At 69.1% G+C, this 15,840-nt stretch carries 19 protein-coding genes; 14 read left to right on the top strand and 5 right to left on the bottom strand.

The features are described from left to right. The first annotated feature begins 5 nt into the window (after positions 1 to 5). The 11 genes from QM732_RS08505 to tolA are packed head-to-tail and all read left to right on the top strand — an operon-like array spanning position 6 to position 9,366. On the top strand, positions 6 to 1,313 hold the full coding sequence (locus QM732_RS08505; protein WP_415655737.1) for a PilX N-terminal domain-containing pilus assembly protein: 1,308 nt from the start codon (positions 6 to 8) through the stop codon (positions 1,311 to 1,313). 11 nt (positions 1,314 to 1,324) lie between these two features. After that, the gene (locus QM732_RS08500) at positions 1,325 to 2,680 is read left to right on the top strand and encodes a type IV pilus modification PilV family protein (RefSeq protein ID WP_415655736.1); all 1,356 of its coding nucleotides are present in this window, start codon (positions 1,325 to 1,327) and stop codon (positions 2,678 to 2,680) included. 27 nt (positions 2,681 to 2,707) lie between these two features. Next, positions 2,708 to 3,733 (top strand): bifunctional diaminohydroxyphosphoribosylaminopyrimidine deaminase/5-amino-6-(5-phosphoribosylamino)uracil reductase RibD, encoded by a 1,026-nt coding sequence (gene ribD / locus QM732_RS08495; protein ID WP_415655735.1) that lies wholly within the window; start codon positions 2,708 to 2,710, stop codon positions 3,731 to 3,733. A gap of 24 nt (positions 3,734 to 3,757) precedes the next feature. After that, positions 3,758 to 4,855, top strand: coding sequence for a bifunctional 3,4-dihydroxy-2-butanone-4-phosphate synthase/GTP cyclohydrolase II (gene ribBA / locus QM732_RS08490; protein WP_415655734.1), 1,098 nt, complete (start codon positions 3,758 to 3,760; stop codon positions 4,853 to 4,855). Between the two features lie 18 nt (positions 4,856 to 4,873). Then, positions 4,874 to 5,347: a 6,7-dimethyl-8-ribityllumazine synthase gene (gene ribH / locus QM732_RS08485; RefSeq protein WP_415655733.1), complete on the top strand. Its 474-nt coding sequence runs from the start codon at positions 4,874 to 4,876 to the stop codon at positions 5,345 to 5,347. Continuing rightward, complete coding sequence (gene nusB, locus QM732_RS08480; RefSeq protein WP_415655732.1) at positions 5,344 to 5,826, top strand: transcription antitermination factor NusB; 483 nt, start codon at positions 5,344 to 5,346, stop codon at positions 5,824 to 5,826. The genes ribH and nusB overlap by 4 nt, the downstream gene beginning before the upstream one ends. After that, the gene (locus QM732_RS08475) at positions 5,823 to 7,001 is read left to right on the top strand and encodes a pyridoxal phosphate-dependent aminotransferase (protein WP_415655731.1); all 1,179 of its coding nucleotides are present in this window, start codon (positions 5,823 to 5,825) and stop codon (positions 6,999 to 7,001) included. Before nusB ends, QM732_RS08475 begins: the two co-directional genes overlap by 4 nt. After that, positions 6,998 to 7,396 (top strand): tol-pal system-associated acyl-CoA thioesterase, encoded by a 399-nt coding sequence (gene ybgC, locus QM732_RS08470; RefSeq protein WP_415655730.1) that lies wholly within the window; start codon positions 6,998 to 7,000, stop codon positions 7,394 to 7,396. Before QM732_RS08475 ends, ybgC begins: the two co-directional genes overlap by 4 nt. Then, a complete protein-coding gene (gene tolQ / locus QM732_RS08465) occupies positions 7,393 to 8,067 on the top strand; it encodes a protein TolQ (RefSeq protein ID WP_331174905.1) in 675 nt (224 codons plus the stop codon). The genes ybgC and tolQ overlap by 4 nt, the downstream gene beginning before the upstream one ends. Further along, positions 8,067 to 8,501 carry a protein TolR gene (tolR, locus tag QM732_RS08460; protein WP_415655729.1) on the top strand — a complete coding sequence of 145 codons (435 nt, stop codon included), beginning with the start codon at positions 8,067 to 8,069 and terminating at the stop codon, positions 8,499 to 8,501. The genes tolQ and tolR overlap by 1 nt, the downstream gene beginning before the upstream one ends. Before the next feature lie 7 nt (positions 8,502 to 8,508). After that, entirely contained in the window at positions 8,509 to 9,366 is an 858-nt protein-coding gene (tolA, locus tag QM732_RS08455) for a cell envelope integrity protein TolA (RefSeq protein ID WP_415655728.1), read from the top strand. On the opposite strand, the gene QM732_RS08450 is transcribed toward tolA, so the two are convergent. The 4 genes from QM732_RS08450 to QM732_RS08435 are packed head-to-tail and all read right to left on the bottom strand — an operon-like array spanning position 9,344 to position 11,646. Next, the gene (locus QM732_RS08450; RefSeq protein WP_415655727.1) at positions 9,344 to 9,832 is read right to left on the bottom strand and encodes a DoxX family protein; all 489 of its coding nucleotides are present in this window, start codon (positions 9,830 to 9,832) and stop codon (positions 9,344 to 9,346) included. The genes tolA and QM732_RS08450 overlap by 23 nt on opposite strands. Continuing rightward, on the bottom strand, positions 9,829 to 10,527 hold the full coding sequence (locus tag QM732_RS08445) for a putative DNA-binding domain-containing protein (RefSeq protein ID WP_415655726.1): 699 nt from the start codon (positions 10,525 to 10,527) through the stop codon (positions 9,829 to 9,831). The genes QM732_RS08450 and QM732_RS08445 overlap by 4 nt, the downstream gene beginning before the upstream one ends. Beyond that, positions 10,524 to 11,384 carry a DUF692 domain-containing protein gene (locus tag QM732_RS08440; protein WP_415655725.1) on the bottom strand — a complete coding sequence of 287 codons (861 nt, stop codon included), beginning with the start codon at positions 11,382 to 11,384 and terminating at the stop codon, positions 10,524 to 10,526. Before QM732_RS08440 ends, QM732_RS08445 begins: the two co-directional genes overlap by 4 nt. A 4-nt stretch (positions 11,385 to 11,388) precedes the next feature. Beyond that, positions 11,389 to 11,646, bottom strand: a complete 258-nt coding sequence (locus QM732_RS08435) for a DUF2282 domain-containing protein (RefSeq protein WP_415655724.1) — start codon at positions 11,644 to 11,646, stop codon at positions 11,389 to 11,391. Positions 11,647 to 11,750: 104 nt separating this feature from the next. Here QM732_RS08435 and QM732_RS08430 point away from each other — a divergent pair, with 104 nt between their 5' ends. Together QM732_RS08430 and QM732_RS08425 are read left to right on the top strand one after the other, a co-directional pair. Beyond that, the gene (locus tag QM732_RS08430; RefSeq protein ID WP_415655723.1) at positions 11,751 to 12,332 is read left to right on the top strand and encodes a sigma-70 family RNA polymerase sigma factor; all 582 of its coding nucleotides are present in this window, start codon (positions 11,751 to 11,753) and stop codon (positions 12,330 to 12,332) included. Continuing rightward, complete coding sequence (locus QM732_RS08425; RefSeq protein WP_415655722.1) at positions 12,329 to 12,523, top strand: zf-HC2 domain-containing protein; 195 nt, start codon at positions 12,329 to 12,331, stop codon at positions 12,521 to 12,523. Before QM732_RS08430 ends, QM732_RS08425 begins: the two co-directional genes overlap by 4 nt. Here the strand turns inward: QM732_RS08425 and pcp are convergent, their stop codons facing one another. Next, positions 12,524 to 13,186 (bottom strand): pyroglutamyl-peptidase I, encoded by a 663-nt coding sequence (pcp, locus tag QM732_RS08420; protein ID WP_415655721.1) that lies wholly within the window; start codon positions 13,184 to 13,186, stop codon positions 12,524 to 12,526. Positions 13,187 to 13,304: 118 nt separating this feature from the next. Here pcp and QM732_RS08415 point away from each other — a divergent pair, with 118 nt between their 5' ends. Then, complete coding sequence (locus QM732_RS08415; RefSeq protein ID WP_415655720.1) at positions 13,305 to 15,839, top strand: ATPase, T2SS/T4P/T4SS family; 2,535 nt, start codon at positions 13,305 to 13,307, stop codon at positions 15,837 to 15,839. Position 15,840: the final 1 nt, after the last annotated feature.

The following is a 15,840-nucleotide window of genomic DNA, read 5'->3' as shown; positions in this document are numbered from 1 at the left end:
TGCGCATGTCCACCCGCTTGGCGCCCCAGCGCGGCGCAGCCACGCTCATCATCGTCATGGTGTTGTTCCTCGTCATGGCCTTGCTGGCGGCCTATGCCAACCGCAGCCTGGTGTTCGAGCAGCGCATTTCCGGCAGCTACTACCGCGCCAGCATGGCCCAGGAACTGGCCGAGGGTGGCGTTGAATGGGCGCTCGCCATGTCGAACAGCACCGGGATCGATGCCAACTGCCAGCCGGTGGCGACGGGCGGGGAGCGGTTCATCGACCGCTACATCACCGTCTCTGCTGCCGACCGGAACATGAAGGCCCGCAATGCCACCGTCAACCAGCGCAGAGACGTGGTGGCCGACTGCGCCCAGACGCCCTCGGGACTGGCCTGCCGCTGTCCGGCGCGCGGCACTCGCACCACTCAACCCGTCACGGCGGAAGCCGGCGCCCTCGTCCCCAGCGTCGGCATCTCCATGGGCATCAACGACCCGTCTTTTTTTGGCAGCTTCGGCGTGCGCAGCCTGGGCTGCTCCTTCAGCAGCGTCGACCAATGCAAGACCACCACTACGTTGAGCCAGCGGGCCGCCGCCACGTCCGTGCAGACCACGGCGCTGGCCATCGTCGCTGCCGTCCCCTCGTCGCCAGCCAGTCCACTGACGGTCAGGGGCTCGTTGACCACCACCGGCAGCGGCGGGCTCGGCCTGCACAACACCGACGCACGTTCCGGCGGGCTGCTGGTCCTGTCGGGCGGCCCGATGCCGGCGCTTGACGACGGCCGCATGGACAGCCTGCCCGGCACGCCGTCCAGCCAGATGTACGTCTTCGACGACACGACGTTGAAGGCAGTCAGCAGCCAGCAGGACCGGGATCGGCTGTTCCAGACCTTCCTGGGCATCAAGCCCGCGGGCTACAGGCGCCATCCTGCTTTGCGCGTCGTGGAGTGCACCGCGGGTGACTGCGGAGCCGACCTGAAAGCGGCCTATGACGCCGGCAAGCGCATCGTCTGGATCGAGGGCGACATGACGATCGCCTCCAATATCGACGTCGGCACCGTGACCGACCCGATGCTGGTCATCGTCAATGGCAATGCGAGGCTGGATGGCGCGATGAAGTTCACCGGCATGCTGGTCGTGCAGGGAGATCTGGCATGGAACAACGGCAGCAGCTTGTCGCTGATCACCGGCAGCGTGCTGGTCACCGGGGACATGGCCGCCGACGGCCGGATGGACATCCGCTACATGAGTGCCGTTGCCGACCAGTTGCGCAACCGCATCGGCAGCTATGCCCGCGTGCCGGGTGGCTGGATAGACACGGACATGCAATGACCGGAATGCCGATGGTCACGCCCTCCTCCATTCGCTGCGCCGCAGGCCGCCAGCGCGGCGTCACCCTCATCGAGGCCCTGGTGGCCCTGCTGGTGATGTCCTTTGGCATGCTGGCCCTGGTCGGCCTGATGAGCAACCTGCGCCTGAGTGCGGACATCGCCAAGCAGCGCACCGAGGCCATGCGGATCGCGCGTGCCGACCTGGCCGTCATGAGGTCCTTCTCCATGCTCGACCGGCCCGCCGGGGTTGTCGGCGGGCCGAACGCCTACTTCACCGACATCGTCGACGACACGACGTCCATCCTGCCCCCCGACCCAAGCGTCAACACGACCTACGCGAAGGTGCGCACCGTCACCGATTTGCGAGACGATGCTTCGCTGACGGCTCCGCCGATCGCCAAGCAGGTTCATGTCAGGGTGGACTGGATGGATCGCGCGGGCGAAGCCCAGTTCGTCACCCTGGACACGATCATCGCGCGCGTCGACCCCATCTTCAGCGCTGCCGTGGGTTTCGCGCCCCGCAACAGCCCCATCACCCAGCCGTCCGGCCGCAATCCGGTCATCCCGGCCACCGCGACGAAGATCGACAAGAACGTCAGCGCCTTCCGCCCCAGCAGCCTGGGTCAGACCGTCTGGGTGTTCAACAACGTCACCGGCTTCGTCACGAGCGTCTGCAGCATCGAGACCGGCACGACAACGTTCGCCGCGGACGTGTCCAGCTGCATCACCAACACCACGGGCACCACCAGCTATCTGCTCAGTGGCATCGTGCGCTACTCCAACACCTCTCCGGCCAATCCCAGTTCGCCCGAGGCGGCGGCCCTGCCCATCAGCCTGAGCATCGCCAGCGGCAGCTTTTCCGTACCGCAGCTGGACGGGAGCGGCCTCACCAAAAGCGGCACTTCGCCGATTGTTGTCAGCGCCGCAGCAATGACCCAGGCCAACTCGCTCGCACCGAGTACCTACTACTGCTTCGACGACTACGCCGTCAGCACGCCGGCACAGGGCTTCGTCAACTACTACTGCCTGGTCACGCCGGCCGCCAGCGTGGGCAGCGCACCGCGCGCCTGGTCCGGCCAGTTGCAGGTGCAGCTGACGAGCCAGAGCATCGGAACGGCCGCCACGCAATATCGCGTATGCCGCTACAGCGCCGACTACAACGGCAACGACAGCAACCTGCTGTCCGACGGCAAGACCATCGACAACTCGGAGCATCCGCTGGCCTATGCCAGCGTGATGGGCTCGCTGACCCGGCAGAATTTCCTCGTCATCCGCGGCAACGCCACCTGCCCCACGGCACCGAACGTGGATGTGAACGCCGGCATCTTTGCCGACTACAAGACCGTCCAGCTGCTGCCCACGCCCTGAGCGGTGCCCGGTGGCTAGACTGGCCGGATGCCAGACATTCCCGCAGCGCTCAGACAAGCCATCGCCCTTGCCGAACAAGCCGTCGGCCTGAGCGACCCCAACCCCCGCGTCGGCTGCGTCATCCTTGCACCCGACGGCCGCGAACTGGGGGCCGGCCACACCCAGGCCGCGGGCCAGGCCCATGCCGAGGTCATGGCGCTGCGTGACGCAGCAGCGCGCGGCCATGACGTCCGTGGCGCGACGGCCGTCGTCACGCTGGAACCCTGCTCCCACCATGGCCGTACGCCGCCTTGCTGCGATGCGCTGATCGCAGCGGGCATCGCGCGCGTCGTCTGCGCCATCGAGGATCCCAACCCCCAGGTCGCTGGCCAGGGCCTGGCGCGGCTGCAGGCTGCCGGCATCCGTGTCGAGCTGGCCGAGCCCGCTGTCGCCATGGCGGCCCGCGAGCTCAACATCGGCTTCTTCTCGCGGATGCAGCGTGGCCGACCCTTCGTGCGCCTGAAGTCGGCCATCTCGCTGGACGGGCGTACCGCCTTGCCCGACGGGCGCAGCCAATGGATCACGGGCGAGGCCGCGCGTGCCGATGGCCACGCCTGGCGCAAGCGCGCCGCAGCGGTGCTGACCGGCATCGGTACCGTGCTGGCGGACGACCCACGCCTGGACGTCCGCCTGGTACCCACGGACAGGCAGCCGCTGCGCATCGTGCTGGACCCGCAGGGGCGAATGCCGCCGGATGCCCGCCTGCTGCAGCCGCCCGGCGAGACGCGCGTCGTCGGCCCCGGCCGCGCCGTGCTGCCCACGCTGCTTGCCGAACTGGGCAGCCAGGGCATCAACGAGCTGCACGTCGAGGCCGGCCCGACGCTGTCCGGCGCCTTCCTCGACGCCGGCCTCGTCGACGAGCTGCTGGTCTACCAGGCGCCCATGCTGATCGGCGAGGGACGCCCGCTCGCGGCACTGGCGCCGTTGCCGGGGCTGGACCAGGCTCGCCGCTGGCAGTTGGTGGAGGCCACGCCGGTCGGTCAGGATCTGCGCCTGCGGCTGCGGCCGACCTAGGGTCGCCACCTACAATCGGTGGCTATGCCCATCTCCCCCATCCCCGAGCTGGTCGCCGAGCTGGCCGCCGGCCGCATGGTCATCCTGGTCGACGAGGAAGACCGCGAAAACGAGGGCGATCTCGTCCTCGCCGCCGACCTCGTCACGCCCGAGGCCATCAACTTCATGGCCAAGCATGGCCGTGGCCTGATCTGCCTGACGCTGCCGCGCGAGCATTGCGAGCGCCTGCAGCTGCCGCCCATGACGCGGCGCAACGGCACCCAGCATGGCACCGCCTTCACGGTGTCCATCGAGGCTGCCACCGGCGTCACCACCGGCATCTCTGCAGCAGACCGGGCCCGCACCGTGCAGGCCGCCGTCGCGCAGGGCGCCCAGGCCAGCGATCTGGTCCAGCCCGGCCACATCTTCCCGCTGCAGGCCCAGGACGGCGGCGTGCTGATGCGCGCCGGCCATACCGAGGCCGGCTGCGACCTGGCTCGCATGGCCGGCCTGTCGGCGACCTCCGTCATCTGCGAGATCATGAAGGACGACGGCAGCATGGCCCGGCTGCCCGACCTGGAGGTCTTCGCCAAGGAACACGGCCTGAAGATCGGCACCATCGCCGACCTGATCGAGTACCGCAGCCGCCACGAGAGCCTGATCACCCGCGTCGCCCAGCGCCGCCTGAACACGGCCCAGGGCGAGTTCGACTGCCAGGTCTTCACCGACCGCACGGGGGGCACCCACCTGGCGTTGAGCCATGGCGCCTGGCAGCCCGGCGACGAGGTGCTGGTGCGGGTGCATGAGCCGCTGTCCGTCATGGACCTGATCGAAGCCGGTTCCTGCGGTCACTCCTGGGGGCTGCCCGCCGCGCTGGCGGCACTCAAGGCCAGCCCGGCCGGCGTTGCCGTGCTGATGAACTGCGGCGAGGATGCCGCCGGCGTGCTCGCCCGCGTGCAGTCCCGCGAGCCCGTGGCGGCGCCCAAGGGCGTCATGGACCTGCGCATCTACGGCGTGGGTGCGCAGATCCTGAAGGCGCTGGGCGTGCACCGCATGAAGCTGCTGGGCAGCCCGCGCCGCATGCCCAGCATGACTGGCTATGGCCTCGAAGTGACGGGCTTCGTCGCTCCCCCTTCCTGCTGAAACCTCCGGAGGCACGCGATGCAAGATTCCGAACAAGGCCGGCCCGGCTTCGAGGGCGCCCTCGACGGCAGCGAGCTGACCATCGCCATCGTCCAGGCACGCTTCAACGACGCCATCACCTCGGCCCTGGCAAGCGCCTGCCTGGCCGAGCTGTCGGTGCTGGGCGTGCCGGCCGAGGCCATCCGCCACGTGACGGTGCCTGGTGCGCTGGAGGTGCCGCTGGTCCTGCAGGCGCTGGCCGAGGGCAATGACTACGACGCACTGATCGCGTTGGGCTGCATCATTCGTGGCGAGACCTATCACTTCGAGCTGGTGGCCAACGAGAGTGGCGCCGCCGTCACCCGCGTCGGGCTGGACCATGGCCTTCCCATCGCCAACGCCATCCTGACCGTCGAGAACGAAGCCCAGGCCTGGGCCCGCGCCGAGCCCAAGGGACGCGACGCTGCCCGCGTCGCCGTCGAGATGGCCAATCTGCTGAAAGAGATCGAGTGAACGCCACCGCTGCAAAGACCACGGCCAAGACCGTCGCCAAACGCGCCCCCGCCAAGTCCGCCCGCCGCCGCTCGCGCGAGGCGGCAGTGCAAGGCCTGTACCAGTGGCTGCTGACCGGCGAGGACATCGGTGCCATCACCGCGCTCGGCCGCGAGCAGGAGGGCTATGCCAAGCTCGACGTCAAGCACTACGACGCGTTGCTGACCGGCTGCGTGAACGAGGCGGCCGACCTGGATGCCATCCTGTCCCGCCACGTGGACCGCAAGACCACCGAGCTGTCGCCCATCGAGCACGCCATCCTGCTGATCGGCTCCTACGAGCTCAAGCACTGCCTCGACATTCCCTACAAGGTCGCCATCAACGAGGCGGTCGAGCTGGCCAAGTCCTTTGGCGGCACCGACGGCCACAAGTACGTCAACGGTGTGCTGGACCGCGCGGCCGTCGACCTGCGCCCGCTCGAGGTGACTGCGCGTCGATGAAGCTTGCCGCGCGGCTGGACCGCATCGAGCCCTTCTATGTGATGGAGCTGGCCAAGGCCGCGGCCCGGGTCGCGGCGGGGCCGCTGTGCGACCCGGCCCGGGGCGGCCGGCGCATGATCCGGCTCAACATCGGCGAGCCTGACTTCGGTGCTGCGCCTGCGGTGCGCGAAGCAGCCGGCCGCGTGGCTCAAGGGGCGACGCCCTACACCGACGCGCTGGGCCTGCCGGCGCTGCGCGAGGCGATATCGCGCTGGTACCTCGAGCGTTTCGGGCTGGTCGTCGCACCCGAGCGCATCGCCATCACGGCCGGCGCCTCGGCCGGCCTGCAGCTCGCCTGCCTTGCCCTCTTCGAGCGCGGCGACGAGGTGCTGATGCCGGACCCGTGCTATCCGTGCAACCGCCACTTCGTGACCGCGGCCGACGCCACGCCGCGCCTGCTGCGCACGGGTGCCGCCGAGCGCTTCCAGCTTGGCGCCGGCCAGGTGCGCGAGGCCTGGTCGCCCGCCACGCGCGGCGTGCTGCTGGCTTCGCCCAGCAACCCCACCGGCACGTCCATCGCGCCCGAGGTGCTGGCCGATATCGCCGGTTTTGTCCGCGGGCGCGGCGGCGTGACGGTCGTCGACGAGATCTATCTGCCGCTGAGCTTCGAATCGCATTTCGGCCAGAGTGCCCTGGCCCTGGGCGATGACATCGTCTCGGTCAACAGCTTCTCCAAGTACTTCGGCATGACCGGCTGGCGGCTGGGTTGGCTGGTCCTGCCCCCTGCCCTGGTGCCGGCCATCGAACGGCTGGCGCAGAACCTCTACATCTGCCCGTCCACGCTGTCTCAGCTGGCCGCGCTGGCCTGTTTCGAGCCGGCATCCATTGCCGAGTTCGAGCGCCGCCGCGCGGTGCTGAAGCAGCGCCGCGACTTCATCGTGCCCGCGCTCAATGCGCTGGGCCTGACCGTGCCTGTGCCCCCGGATGGCGCCTTCTACGCCTGGATGGACATCTCGCGCTTTCACGCCGACAGCTGGGTGTTTGCGCATGAGCTGCTGGAGCGCGCCCAGGTCGCGCTGACGCCAGGCCGTGACTTCGGCGTCGCCGATCCACAGCGCTGGATGCGCCTGTCCTTCGCCTCGTCCATGGAAGATCTCGAGGAAGCCGTCACCCGCCTGCGCGAGGTGCTGGCATGAGCGGCTTCGAGTTCCCGGTGCGCGTCTACTGGGAGGACACGGATGCTGGCGGCATCGTCTTCTACGCCAACTACCTGAAGTTCTTCGAGCGTGCGCGCACCGAGTGGTTGCGTGCGGCCGGGGTCGAACAGCACCAGCTGCGCGAAGACACCGGCATCATCTTCGTCGTGGCCGGCACCAGCCTGCGCTATCTCGCGCCGGCCCGGCTCGACGACTTGCTGACCGTCACGGTCGAACCCCTGCCCGCCGGCCGAGCCAGCCTCGTCGTGCGCCAGCGCGCGCTGCGCGGCGACACGTTGCTGTGCGAGGGCGAGATCCGCATCGGCTGCGTGCGCGCCGACGACCTGAAACCCCAACGCCTGCCCGACAGCGTCGTGGCAGCGATCACCGCATGAACCAAGACCTCTCCATCGTCTCCCTGATCCTGCACGCCAGCTTTGCGGTGCAGCTCGTCATCGCAGGCCTGCTGCTCGTGTCGCTCGCGAGCTGGAGCGTCATCTTCGGCAAGCTCATCGGCCTGGGCCAGATCAAGCGCCGCAACGATGCCTTCGAGGCCGAGTTCTGGAGCGGCAAGAACCTCAACGACCTCTACCAGTCGGTCGGCAACCGCCAGGACGGCGCGCCGCTGGAGCGCATCTTCGCGTCCGGCATGCGCGAGTTCCTGAAGCTGCGCGAGAAGCGCGTGACGGACGCCGGCGCCCTGCTGGACGCCGCGCGCCGCGCCATGCGGGCCAGCTTCCACCGCGAACTCGACGCGATGGAGAGCAACCTCTCCTTCCTCGCCTCGGTCGGTTCGGTGTCGCCCTACGTGGGCCTGTTCGGCACCATCTGGGGGATCATGCACGCCTTCGTGGGCCTGTCCAACCTGACGCAGGTGACGCTGGCCACCGTCGCGCCCGGCATCGCGGAGGCACTGGTCGCCACCGCCATCGGCCTGTTCGCCGCCATCCCGGCCGTGCTGGCCTACAACCGCTTCGCGCGCCAGATCGACCGCAGCGCGATCACGCTGGAGACCTTCATCGAGGAGTTCTCCAACATCCTGCAACGCAACGCGACGCAACACTGATGGCTTCCGTCTCCGCCCGCGGCGGCCGCCGGCGCCGCACGATGAACGAGATCAACATGGTTCCGTTCATTGACGTGATGCTGGTGCTGCTCATCATCTTCATGGTCAGCGCACCGCTGATCACGACGGGCCTGGTGGACCTGCCCAGCGTGGGCAAGAGCCGCCAGCAGCCCGAGCACGTCATCCAGGTCATCGTCGGCACCGACGAGAAGCTCAAGATCAAGGTCGACCAGCTGGAGCCCGAGTCCATCCCGGCCAACCGGCTGGCCGAGCGCGTCAAGAAGGCCCAGGGGCGCGACGCGAACAACCCCGTCGTCATCTCCGCCGACAAGAACGTCAAGTACGAGGCCGTCGTGCAGGTCATGGATACGCTGCAGCGCGCTGGCATCCAGCGTGTGGGCCTGGCCGTGAAGAGCGGTGCATCGAGCCAGTGATCCATCGATGAGCATCGCGACCCTGCGTCCCCCTGAAGCCGCCGGCCTGGGCCGCGGCCTCGTGTTCGCGCTGATCGCGCACGGCCTGCTCATCCTTGCGCTGAGCTACGGCCTGCACTGGCGCAGCGATTCGTCAGCCGCCTTCGAGGCGGAGCTGTGGTCGGCCGTACCCCAGGTTGCAGCCCCCCGTGAGGAAGCGCCTCCCGAACCCGAACCCGAGGCACCGCCCAAGCCCGACCTGAAGGCCCAGCAGCGCGCGGCGGAGGAAGCCGCCGCCGAGCAGCGCGAAGCCGAGATCGCGATCGCCAAGGCCCGCAAGATCAAGGAAGAAAAGGCGCGCGAGGAGGCCGCCAGGCTCGAACGCGAGAAGGCGGCCAAGGAAAAGCAAGCCAAGGAAGCCAAGGACAAGGCCGCGAAGGAGAAGGCGGCCAAGGAAGAGCAGGACCGCAAGAAGGCCCAGGACGCCAAGGCCGCGAAGGAGGCCAGGGAAGCCGACGCCCGCCGCGAGGCGCTGCGCCAGGAGAACCTGCGCCGCATCCAGGGCATGGCCGGCGGTACGCCGGGCTCCACGGGCACCGCGGCGCAGAACTCCGCGCCGTCAGCCGGCTACGCGGGCCGCATCAAGGGCAAGATCCGCCCGCTCATCATCTACTCGGACGATGGCGCGGCCAATCCGCTGGCCGAGGTCCAGGTGACGCTAGGCCCGGATGGCCGCATCTTGGGAACCAAGGTGCTCAAGGCCAGCGGCGACGGCGACTGGGACCGCGCCGTGCTGCGTGCCATCGAGAAGGCCGAGACGCTGCCGCGCGACGTCGACGGCCGCGTGCCGCCGGTGCTGATCCTCAGCTTCCGTCCGCGCGAATAAATCGGTCGACGGACCAGCGGCCGGCGCCGAACAAGGCGATGGCCAGTGCCAGCACACCCCACAACGTGTGCTGGGCCTGGGCCACCGGCGTGAAGTCGTCGGCCATCAACGACAGCGCCGCCATCCCATTCACGACGAACAGGCCCGCGCCGGCGAAGCGCCCGGCCAGCCCCAGCACCAGCAGCACCGGCAGCACCAGTTCGCCGGCCGTGCCCATGTAGGCAGCCAGCGTGGGCGGCAGCAGCGGTACCTGGTAGACGTCGTTGAACAGGGCCAGCGTGGACGACCAGTCGCGCAGCTTGGTCAGGCCCGACATGAAGAAGATCCTGGCCAGGTACAGCCGCGCCGCCAGCAGCGCGAGTGACTGCAACTCCCTCACCAGCACTTGCAGCGGTGCGGGCAGCCGCGTGGGTGTCAGGCCCGGGTCCGTGAAGGTGCGCAGCGTGTGGGAGATCAGGGTGTTCATGGCGGCGTGCTCGGTTGCGGTGGCGTCGGCGTGGCAGCTCGCAGCCAGGCCTTGTGCAGCGCCGCTTGCAGCCAGGCGCCGAAGTCGAAGTCGGCTGTAGCGCCGGAACCTTTCACTTCCGCGGCCGCCAGCGCTTCGGCCAGGCTGGTGCCATCGAGCAGGCACCGCGTGAAGTCCGCCTCGGCGGCTGACAGGGCCTGCCACTGCCCCCGCCAGCCCTGCCGCCAGACAAGGACCGGTCCCGCGGACTGCGCGAGCAACGCGACGCCTGGGCGCAGGCGCAACCAAAGCGCTTCGGGCGGCATGTGGCCCAGCAGCGCGAGCGAGTCGGCGTCCAGCGCGACGTCCTCGGCCCGTTCGGCCTGATGCAGGGCCCAGTCAAGCCGGGCGAGGTCCGGCAGCCCCGAGGACTCTCCGGCATGCTCGACGAGGAAGCCCGCCAGCGCGCCGCCCCATTGCCCGAGGTCGCCGCATTCGGGCGGATGAGCGCGCCAGAAGGTCCAGGCCAGTGACGCGAACTCGGCTTCGCCCAGGGCGTCGCGCAGTCGCCCGAAGGGCGTGGCCAGCGCACGCTCTGACAGTGCCACCAGGTTGCCACGGTAGGCCGCCAGGCCGCGCTCCCCGCCGGTCATCCCCGCGGGCGCGTCGCCGCGGCCCAGCAGCGCATCGACCAGAGCCTGCTGCCGTGCCTTCATCGCTGCAGCGCCCTCGCCCGCCCGGCCTGCGCGAGCAGCACGTCCAGTTCGGGCACTTCCGTGTCCCACTCGATCAGCGTGGGCGTCGGCCCGAAGCGTTCGATGGCATGCGAGTAGACGTGCCAGACCTCGTCGCGCACGCGGCTGCCGTGGTCATCGATGACGAGGCCGTCCTCGCGCTCGCGATGGCCGGCCAGGTGGATCTCGCCGACGCTGCCCGGGCGGATCGCGTCGACCCAGCGCATCGCCTCGCGAGCGGCGGCCTCCGGGGCAAGGCCCGCGTTGCGTGCATTGACGACCAGGTTGTTGACATCCAGCAGCAGGCCGCAGCCGGTGCGCCGCGTCAGCTCGTTGAAGAATTCTGGCTCGGCCAGCGTGTCGCCAGCCCAGCCGACATAGGCGCTGATGTTCTCGACGAGCATGCAGCGGCCCAGGCGCCGCTGCACCGCGTCCACATGGCGGGCGAGCAGCGCGAGCGACTCGTCGTTGAAAGGGATGGGCAGCAGGTCGGCAGCGTGCAGGCCGGAGCTGCGCCCCGCGACGCGGGCAAAACAGGCGTGGTCGGACACCCAGCCCGGCTGCACTCGCTCGACGAGGCGGGCAAGGCGCTCCAGATGCCAGCCGTCCAGCCCGGCCGCAGACCCCAGGCCCAGTCCGACACCGTGCAGGCTGACTGGGTAGGCCTCGCGGCCGGCATCCAGCACGGCCAGCGCGATGCCGCCGTCGGCGAAGAAGTTCTCGGCATGGACTTCGATGAAGCCCAGCGCGGGCCTCTCGGCCAGCAAGGCGTCGTAGTGGGGCTGGCGCCAGCCGATGCCCACGCAGGGCGTGGCCGGCGCCTCGGTGTTCGCGGTCAAGCCGTCACTTCTTGGCCGCAGGCTTGGTCGAGCCGCCATCCTTCTCGCAGCTGCCCTTGGCGACGTACTTCCACTCGGCGGGATCCTTGTCAGCCTTGGCCAGGCCGGCGCAGGAGTGGCTGCCGGTGGCGCAGTCGTTCTGGCCGGCCTTGGCGATGCCGTAACACTTCTCCTTGGCGGCGTCGGCGGCCTGCGCCTGGGCGACGAGGCCCAGGGACAGTGCGGTGGCAAGGGCAGAGGACACGAGGGCTTGGGTCTTCATGGACGGGTCTCCGAAAGCTTGGGGAAGGTTAAAAAAGCGGCCGATCATGCGGCGGCGATGATGAAGTCGCAAGATGCGGCCAACTCCTTACACTGCGCGCCGCCATGGCTGCCTCACCCGACTTCTGCCGCCAGATCGAGGCCTTGCGCCCCACCCTGCTGAAATACGCCCGGCTGCAACTGCGCAACCCGGCCTGGGCCGAGGACGCGGTCTCCGAGACGCTGCTGGCGGCGCTCGAGAAACCCCAGGCCTTCGCCGGCGCCAGCCAGCTCAAGACCTGGCTCATCGGCATCCTCAAGCACAAGCTCGTCGACCAGATCCGCAGGAACTGCCGCGAGCTGTCGACGACGGCCGGCAGCGACGACGGCGAGGACCTGGACGAGCTGCTGTTCGCTGCCGACGGCCACTGGCGCGAGGCCCAGCTCGACTGGGGTAATCCGGAGGATGCGTTGCGCCAGCTGGACTTCATGAAGGTGCTCGAAGCCTGCGTCGAGAAGCTGCCCGGCCAGCAGGGGCGGCTTTTCATGATGCGCGAGTGGCTGGAGCTGGAGTCCGACGAGATCTGTAAGGAACTGGGCATCACGCCGACCAATCTCTGGGTCATGCTGCACCGGGCCCGGCTGCGGCTGCGGGAATGCCTGCAGGCCGGATGGTTCGACGCCGCGCACACGAGGGGAGCGTCTTGATCAAGCTGAAGATCACCTGCCGGGCGGCCACGCAGATCATCCTGCAGGCCGAGGACAGGCGCATGCCGCTGGCCGAGCGGCTGTCGCTGCGCCTGCACCACCGCGTCTGCGCCAACTGCCGCCGCTTTGCCCGCCAGGTCCAGCTGATGCGCCTTGCCAGCGCGCGCTGGCGGCAGCACCCGGACGAGTGATCAACTCGTCGGTGCCCCCTCGTCCGGGCCGGCTGACGCCAGCATCTCGTCGCCGTCCAGCGCGATCGCGATTGCCAGCCTGATGGCGTCGATCTGTGCTGCCAGGCCCATGCTGGCCACCGACGGCTGGGCACGCGCGGCCTGCTCGGGCAGCGCCGGCACATGGATGAAGCCACTCCTGGCGCCGCAGCCGGCCAGCCGGTGCTGCAACTCGAAGAAGACCTGGTTGCAGACGAATGCCCCTGCCGTCAGCGACAACCCCGCCGGATGGCCGGCTGCGCGAAGTCCGTTGCGGATGGCCTTGACGGGCAGTGTCGAGAAATAGGCCAATGGCGCGTCGGCACGCACCGGCACGTCCTGCGGGCGCTCGCCGGCGTTGTCGGGGATGCGGGCGTCGATCAGGTTGACGGCCACGCGCTCGATGGAGATCTCCGTGCGCCCGCTGGCCTGGCCCAGGGCGATGACGAGTTCGGGCTTGAAGATGGCCAGCGCCGCCTCCAGCGCCGCGGGCGCGCCGCCGAAGCTGGTGGGCAGGCAGCGTGCATGCACCGTCGCGCCGCCGATGACCTGGCCCTGCAGCGAGCGCGCCACTTCCCAGGACGGATTGATGGCGTCGCCACCGAAGGGCTCGAAGCCGGTGAGCAGGATGTTCATGGCCGCCATTGTCTCGAACCGGCGCGTGCTCCGCCTGCCCGATCTTTGCGGCGAGTGCAGGTGTTTTTCCAGGCAGACGGGTGACGGCGGCCCTCCATAATCGCCGGCAATCCCTCTGCACTTGCCCATGACCGACCCGTCCCAGCCCCTGCCCTGGCCCCACGGCGATGCCGAAGCCTCCTCCGCCGGCTCCGGCGCTCCGGCATCGGGCTTTCTGTGGCCCTGCCCACCCTATGCCGCCTACCCCCAGCCAGAGGTCCAGCGCGGCCAGGAAGCCTGCGAAATCCTCGGCCTGAACAACAGCCGCAGCACCGGCCAGTTGCTGAAGCTGGAGGCCGCAGATCGCATCGTGCAGATCAACGTGCCGCCGGCGCGCAACAGCATGCCGCTGAAGTTCAGCCAGTTCCGCGCCCTCAAGCTGCAGCGCCCCTTGAGCGTGCCGCCACGCGACGCCAGCGACCTGAATTCGCCCCTCAGCGTGGACCAGCGCCCGCGCTCGGACTTCCGCATCGTCTTCAATGGCGGCGACGAGCTCAAGGGCGTGACCATCGGTCACCACCACGACGACCTGGGCCTGTTCCTGTTCCCGCCGCTGTCAGGCGACGACGATTCGGTGCGCCGCGTCTTCGTCCCGCGCGAGGTGCTGGCGCACTTCGAGATTGGCGAGCGCATCGGCGACATGCTGCTCAAGGAGGAGCTCGTCACGCCCGAGCAGTTGCACGCCGCCGCCGTCGAGCAGACCAGCCTGCGCCAGCGCCGCGTCGGCGACATCCTCGTCGAACAGCACATCGTCACGCCCGAGCAGTTGCTGCAGGCCATCGAGCAGCAGGCCAGGATGCCCATGGTGCGCATCGGCGAGGCGCTGCTGGCGCTGGACCTGGTCACGCCCGAGCAGCTGGACCAGGCCTTGATGCAGCAGCGCGAGGACCGCTCCGTGCCGCTGGGCGAGCTGCTGGTGCGCAAGGGCATCATCAGCCGGGCCCAGCTGCAGTCGGCCCTCGCCCGGAAGATGGGCTATCCCGTCGTCGACGTCGAGAAGTTCGCCATCGAGCCGGATGCCGTGCGCAAGCTGCCCCATGCGGTGGCCAAACGGCTGGAGGTGCTGCCCCTGGTGCTGCGCGACGGCCGCCTCATCGTCGCGATGGAGGACCCGACGCGCCGTGACGCGCTGGACGAGGTCGAGTTCATCACCCAGCTCAAGGTCGTTCCGACGCTGACCAAGCTCGGCACGCTGCAGTTCGCCATCCCGTCCGCCTTCGACCGCTATGGCGCCGAGGCGCTGCCGCGCGGCAACACCGACCCGCTGCCAGACTTCCAGCCCGACTTCACGCTGGAGACGCCCAACAAGCTCATCGAGAGCCTGGAGCGCGACAGCAGCGAGCGCGCGACCCGGGAAGAAGAGTCGACCATCGAGCAAAGCGACAACTCGCTCGTTCGCCTCATCAACTCCATGATCATCGAGGCGCATGGCCAGGGTGTGTCCGACATCCACATCGAGACCTACCCCGGCAAGGAAAAGCTCAAGATCCGCTTCCGCCGCGACGGCGTGCTGCAGCCCTACCTGGAGTTGCCTCACACCTACCGCAACGCGATGATCGCGCGCATCAAGATCATGTGCGACCTCGACATCTCAGAGCGCCGCAAGCCGCAGGACGGCAAGATCAACTTCGCGCGTTTCTCCCCCCAGCACAGGCTGGAGCTTCGGGTAGCGACCATCCCGACCAACAACGGGCTGGAGGACGTCGTCATGCGCCTGCTGGCCAGCAGCAAGCCCATGCCGCTGGACCGCATCGGCCTGACCCCCGCCAACCTCGCGGCCCTGCAGACGGCCGTGGCCAGGCCCTACGGCATGGTGCTGTGCGTCGGCCCCACCGGTTCGGGCAAGACGACCACGCTGCACTCCGCACTGAGCCACATCAACACGCCCGAGCGCAAGATCTGGACTGCCGAGGATCCGGTCGAGATCACGCAGGCCGGCCTGCGCCAGGTGCAGGTGAACCCCAAGATCGAATGGACCTTCGCCAAGGCGCTGCGTTCCTTCCTGCGTGCCGACCCCGACGTCATCATGGTGGGCGAGATCCGCGACCAGGAGACGGCCGAGATTGCGGTCGAGGCCTCGCTGACCGGTCACCTGGTGCTGTCCACGCTGCACACCAACAGCGCCCCCGAGACCATCACGCGGCTGCTGGACATGGGCATGGACCCGTTCAACTTCGCCGACTCGCTGCTGGCCGTGCTGGCCCAGCGCCTGGTGCGGCGCGCCTGCGCGTCCTGCCAGACAGCCGAGCCCATGACCGAGGCCGAGCTTGGCGAGCTGCTGGACGATTACGTGCACGTCTTCCCCGCCGATGCGCGGCCCGACCGCGTCGCGCTGGCCACCGAATGGACCCGGCTCCACGGCCGGGACGGCCGGCTGATGAAGTTCACCAGCCGCGGCTGCCCGGCCTGCGGCAACAGCGGCTACAAGGGCCGCGCCGGCCTGCACGAGCTGCTGACCGTGTCCAAGAACCTGCGCCGCATGATCCAGACCGGCGCCCGCGCCGAGGAGCTGCAGCAGACCGCGCTGGCCGAGGGCATGCGCTCGCTGCGCCAGGACGGCATCGTCAAGGTGCTGCAGGGCATCACCACCATCGCCGAAGTCCACGCCACCAGCAACACTTAGC

The sequence above is a fragment of the Roseateles sp. genome, assembly GCF_047654805.1.
Taxonomy (GTDB): domain Bacteria; phylum Pseudomonadota; class Gammaproteobacteria; order Burkholderiales; family Burkholderiaceae_C; genus Pelomonas.
This window is presented reverse-complemented; position numbering and strand designations above follow the sequence as displayed.

What these genes read in the sequence shown, in the direction of transcription:
- ribD (WP_415655735.1), top strand. Translation starts at nt 2,708, where the DNA reads ATGCCAGACATTCCCGCAGCGCTCAGACAAGCCATCGCCCTTGCCGAA.
- ybgC (WP_415655730.1), top strand. Translation starts at nt 6,998, where the DNA reads ATGAGCGGCTTCGAGTTCCCGGTGCGCGTCTACTGGGAGGACACGGAT.
- QM732_RS08435 (WP_415655724.1), bottom strand. Translation starts at nt 11,646, where the DNA reads ATGAAGACCCAAGCCCTCGTGTCCTCTGCCCTTGCCACCGCACTGTCC.
- QM732_RS08430 (WP_415655723.1), top strand. Translation starts at nt 11,751, where the DNA reads ATGGCTGCCTCACCCGACTTCTGCCGCCAGATCGAGGCCTTGCGCCCC.
- tolR (WP_415655729.1), top strand. Translation starts at nt 8,067, where the DNA reads ATGGCTTCCGTCTCCGCCCGCGGCGGCCGCCGGCGCCGCACGATGAAC.
- tolQ (WP_331174905.1), top strand. Translation starts at nt 7,393, where the DNA reads ATGAACCAAGACCTCTCCATCGTCTCCCTGATCCTGCACGCCAGCTTT.
- QM732_RS08415 (WP_415655720.1), top strand. Translation starts at nt 13,305, where the DNA reads ATGACCGACCCGTCCCAGCCCCTGCCCTGGCCCCACGGCGATGCCGAA.
- pcp (WP_415655721.1), bottom strand. Translation starts at nt 13,186, where the DNA reads ATGGCGGCCATGAACATCCTGCTCACCGGCTTCGAGCCCTTCGGTGGC.
- QM732_RS08450 (WP_415655727.1), bottom strand. Translation starts at nt 9,832, where the DNA reads ATGAACACCCTGATCTCCCACACGCTGCGCACCTTCACGGACCCGGGC.
- QM732_RS08500 (WP_415655736.1), top strand. Translation starts at nt 1,325, where the DNA reads ATGGTCACGCCCTCCTCCATTCGCTGCGCCGCAGGCCGCCAGCGCGGC.
- ribBA (WP_415655734.1), top strand. Translation starts at nt 3,758, where the DNA reads ATGCCCATCTCCCCCATCCCCGAGCTGGTCGCCGAGCTGGCCGCCGGC.
- QM732_RS08445 (WP_415655726.1), bottom strand. Translation starts at nt 10,527, where the DNA reads ATGAAGGCACGGCAGCAGGCTCTGGTCGATGCGCTGCTGGGCCGCGGC.
- QM732_RS08475 (WP_415655731.1), top strand. Translation starts at nt 5,823, where the DNA reads ATGAAGCTTGCCGCGCGGCTGGACCGCATCGAGCCCTTCTATGTGATG.
- tolA (WP_415655728.1), top strand. Translation starts at nt 8,509, where the DNA reads ATGAGCATCGCGACCCTGCGTCCCCCTGAAGCCGCCGGCCTGGGCCGC.
- QM732_RS08505 (WP_415655737.1), top strand. Translation starts at nt 6, where the DNA reads ATGTCCACCCGCTTGGCGCCCCAGCGCGGCGCAGCCACGCTCATCATC.
- ribH (WP_415655733.1), top strand. Translation starts at nt 4,874, where the DNA reads ATGCAAGATTCCGAACAAGGCCGGCCCGGCTTCGAGGGCGCCCTCGAC.